3 protein-coding genes are annotated in these 3970 nt (G+C 68.4%); 2 read left to right on the top strand and 1 reads right to left on the bottom strand.

Annotated elements, in window-relative coordinates:
• Positions 1-1576 (top strand): DUF4153 domain-containing protein (locus GKQ77_RS29195; protein WP_372460014.1); only part of this gene is annotated, 1576 nt, incomplete at its 5' end.
• A gap of 36 nt (positions 1577-1612) precedes the next feature.
• On the opposite strand, the gene GKQ77_RS29190 is transcribed toward GKQ77_RS29195, so the two are convergent.
• Positions 1613-3169, bottom strand: coding sequence for an MFS transporter (locus GKQ77_RS29190; RefSeq protein WP_219692081.1), 1557 nt, complete (start codon positions 3167-3169; stop codon positions 1613-1615).
• A gap of 131 nt (positions 3170-3300) precedes the next feature.
• On the opposite strand from GKQ77_RS29190, the gene GKQ77_RS29185 reads away from it, so the two are divergent.
• The gene (locus tag GKQ77_RS29185) at positions 3301-3915 is read left to right on the top strand and encodes a TetR/AcrR family transcriptional regulator (RefSeq protein ID WP_219692077.1); all 615 of its coding nucleotides are present in this window, start codon (positions 3301-3303) and stop codon (positions 3913-3915) included.
• Positions 3916-3970: the final 55 nt, after the last annotated feature.

Genomic DNA, 3970 nt, shown 5'->3' with positions numbered 1-3970 from the left:
GGCCCCCGCGCCCCCACAGAACCCCACAGCTGGAGGGAGAGGCCCGCAGCCGCCCCATGCCGCCTGGGGTTACCCGATGCCGCAACAGACCCAGCCTCCGCTCCTCGCCGATCTGCGGGCGGAGCCTCCCGGCCCCGTCCGAGCGGCGACGCTCTGGGCCGTGCTCGCCACCGGCGTACTGAGCATGCTGTTCCTCGGCGACGGTCTGGCGATCAATCTGCTGATCGTCGCCGTCCCGGCCACGCTCGCCGCCTATTTCGCCTCCGAGAAGGCCGGTCGCAGGCCTCGCCCCTGGTCACTGGTGTGGGCGGTCGGGGGCCTCGCGCTGCTGGTCGTGCCGGCCCTGCGTGACGCGGGATGGCCGTCGTTCCTCGCGATCGTCTCCTCGGTCGCGCTCGGGGCGCTCGCGTTGCACGGCTGCCGGACCTGGCTGGGCATAGCCCTGAGCCCTCTCGGCCTCTTCGACGCGCTCTGGAAGGGGTCCGTCTGGGGCTGGCGCGGAGTGCGGGCGCACGCGGGCAGCGCGCGCGGCGCCGGACCCGCCATGCGCGCGGCGGCGGTGACCGCCGGGCTGCTCCTGGTCTTCGGCGCACTGTTCGCCGGTGCGGACGCCGCCTTCGCCGACCTGCTCGGTGATCTGATACCGGACGCCTCCCCGGTCGGCGCACCCTGGCGCGTCCTGCTCCTGATCGTCGGTGCGGTCGGCGCGCTCGCCGCCGCGCACACAGCCGCCTCCCCTCTGCGCTGGGACCGGCTCGTGGTGAGCCCAGGCCGAGCCCGCGGCCGTATGGAGTGGGCACTGCCGCTGATCGTGCTCTGCGTGCTGTTCGCGGCGTTCAACGCCGTCCAACTCGCGGTGCTCTTCGGCGGGTATGACGCCGTCCTGGACAAAACCGGTCTCTCCTACTCCGCTTACGCGCGGCAGGGATTCTGGCAGTTGCTCCTGGTCACCCTCCTCACGCTGCTCGTCATCGTGTTCGCACTCCGGTGGGCCCCGCGGGGCGGCGCCAAGGACCGCACGCTGGTGCGTGCGGTGCTCGGTTCGCTCTGCGTACTGACGCTCGTCGTGGTGGCGTCCGCGGTGCGGCGTATGGGCATGTACGTGGAGGCGTACGGGCTGACCAGGCTCAGGATCTCGGTCGTCGCCGTGGAGCTGTGGTTCGGCGTGATCATCCTGTTGATCATTGCTGCCGGGATCTGGGGCGCTCGATGGCTACCGCGCGCCGTCGCCGCGAGCGCCGCGGCGGGCGTACTCGCGTTCGGTCTGTTGTCGCCCGACGCGATGATCGCCGAGCGCAACGTGCAGCGGTACGAGGACACCGGCAAGTTCGACCTCGACTACGCACGGCTGCTGTCCGCGGACGCGGTGCCCGCCCTGGACAAGCTGCCGGAGCCGCAGCGCTCGTGCGCGATCAGGGACATAGCCGACGGTCTCGACGGCGACAAGGATCCTTGGTACGCGACGAGCCTGGGGGAGAGCCGCGCCCGACGGATCATCGAGGCCCGGCCCCCCATGCTGGGCGTAGGGGTGTGCGGCAGGACGAGCACCGACAGTCCGTACACCCCGTACCCCTGACACAGGGCATACGCCTGACGCGGTGCAGCGGTTCGATCAACCACCCCCTGGCCCGGCCGTGCTCGCGGTGCCGGAGAGGGCTTCGAGGTCGCTCTTGCGGACGCGGATCACCAACGCTGCGGTGGCAAGGGCGAGCAGGGCCATGGCCACCGCGGGGAGGAAGGCGGTCGAGATGCCCTCCGACAGCACTTCATGGCTCCAAGGTGCGGGGAGTTCGTGGGTCTTGGCGAATTCGGCCTTCTGTTCGGGGGTGGCGTGTGCCATGAAGTCCGCCATCTGTTCCTTCGCCTCGTCCCGGCTCGCCGTGCCGAAGACCGTGGTGAGGATGGAGAGGCCGAGCGAGCCACCCACCTGCTGGGTCGCGTTGAGCAGGCCTGACGCCGCGCCCGCCTCGTGCAGGCCGACTCCGGAGACCGCCGTCAGCGTCAGCGTCACGAAGTTCAGGCCCATGCCGAAGCCGAACAACAGCATCGGCCCCAGTACTCCACCGACGTACGAACTGTCCGGGGTGATCAGTGACTGCCAACCGAGGCCCGCGGCGACGATGATCGAACCCGTCACCATGAACGGCTTCGGGCCGAGCACGGGGAGGAACTTCTGCGAGAGCCCCGCACCTATCGCGATCACGACCGTGACCGGCAGGAAGGCCAGGCCTGCCTCGATCGGGGTGTAGCTCAGTACGTTCTGCACGAACAGGACGATGAAGAAGAACATGCCGAACATCGCGGCAGCCAGGCTGAGCATGATCACGTAGGTGCCCGAGCGGTTGCGGTCGGCGAACATCCGCAGCGGCGTGATCGGCTCCTTCGCACGGCTCTCGACCAGCGCGAAGGCGAGAAGCAGCACGACCGCCGCCGCGAACGAACCCAGGGTCAGACTGTCGCGCCAGCCTTCCTCGGACGCCCGGATGAACCCGAAGACCAGGGAGGTCATGCCCGCCGTCGACGTGAGCGCGCCCAGGAAGTCGAAACGGCCGGGGTGACGCTCGGATTCGTTGATGTAGAGCGGGGTGAGGACGGCGATGAGGATACCGATGGGTACGTTCACGAACAGCACCCAGCGCCAGTCCAGCCACTCGGTGAGCATGCCGCCGGCCAGCAGCCCGATGGCGCCACCGCCCGCGGAGACCGCCGCGAAGACGCCGAACGCGCGGTTCCGCTCCGGGCCTTCGGGGAAAGTCGTCGTGATGAGTGCCAGCGAGGTGGGCGACGCGATCGCGCCCCCGACGCCCTGCAGGGCGCGTGCGGCCAGCAGCTGCCAGGGCTCCTGGGCGAATCCGCCGAGGAGGGAGGCGAGCGTGAAGAGGAGGATGCCGCTCATGAAGACGCGGCGACGTCCGAGAATGTCCCCGGCTCGGCCGCCGAGCAGCAGCAGTCCGCCGAAGGTGAGGGTGTACGCGCTGACGACCCAAGTGAGGTCGGTCGTCGAGAACTTGAGCGCGCCCTGAATGTGGGGCAGCGCGATATTCACAATCGTCGCATCCAGGACCACCATGAGCTGGCAGGCCGCGATGACGGTGAGCGCGATGCCGGGATGCCCCTGCCGGCGTGCTGCTCCAGGCTTTTGATCTTGCGTTAATTGAGAGGTGGTCACCATGATCCCCCGCAAGTGCCTTAGTGAACGGTCCCGTTCACTGTTCAGGAAGACGGTAGTGACTTGCCTTCAGTGAACGCAAGCGTTCACTGAAGGACTCGGTTGTTCGTTCGCTCGACGGAGAGATAGTGATGGTTACTTCGCGCTGGTCGGCCGTTCCCGCTCGGACGGTTGCCCCGCGTCGGCGCGGGCCTGTGCTCGAGCGGGCGATCCTCGACGCCACTCTGGAGCAGCTCAGTACGGTCGGCTGGAGCGGGCTGACGATGGAGGGCGTGGCCGCGGGCGCACAGACCGGGAAGGCCGCCGTATACCGCCGCTGGCCGTCCAAAGAAGACCTCGTCGTGCACGCGCTCCGGGCCGGGCTGCCGCGTATCGACAGCACGCCGGACCTAGGAGGAGTCAGGGAGGAGCTTCTCGAACTGTGCAAACAGATTCGGGAGGCGATGTTCTCGCGCCCTGGATTCGCCCTCCGTGCGGTGCTTCACGAATGCGACAAGGCAACGGCGGAGCGCTTCCACGAAGTGATCTTCGAAGGCGTTGTGGAACCGAGTGTCAAGCTGATCAAAGAGGTCTTACGTCGTGGAATCGCGCGCGGAGAAGTGCGTTCCGGAGGGACGGACGACTATGTCTGCGACGTTATTCCGGCCATGTTGATGTACCGCACCAAGGTGTGCGGGAGCGAATGGCGGGACGAGGAATTCGAGGCTCTGATCGACCGGGTCATGGTGCCGTTGCTGCGTCGGTGAGAGGCGGTACGGAGGGGGGCGGGGGCTCGGGTCCCCGGCCACGTCGGCGATACGG

The sequence above is a fragment of the Streptomyces anatolicus genome (assembly GCF_019400875.1).
GTDB lineage: Bacteria > Actinomycetota > Actinomycetes > Streptomycetales > Streptomycetaceae > Streptomyces > Streptomyces anatolicus.
The sequence above is the reverse complement of the archived record's forward strand: the minus strand, read 5'-3'. Positions and strand labels throughout refer to the sequence as shown.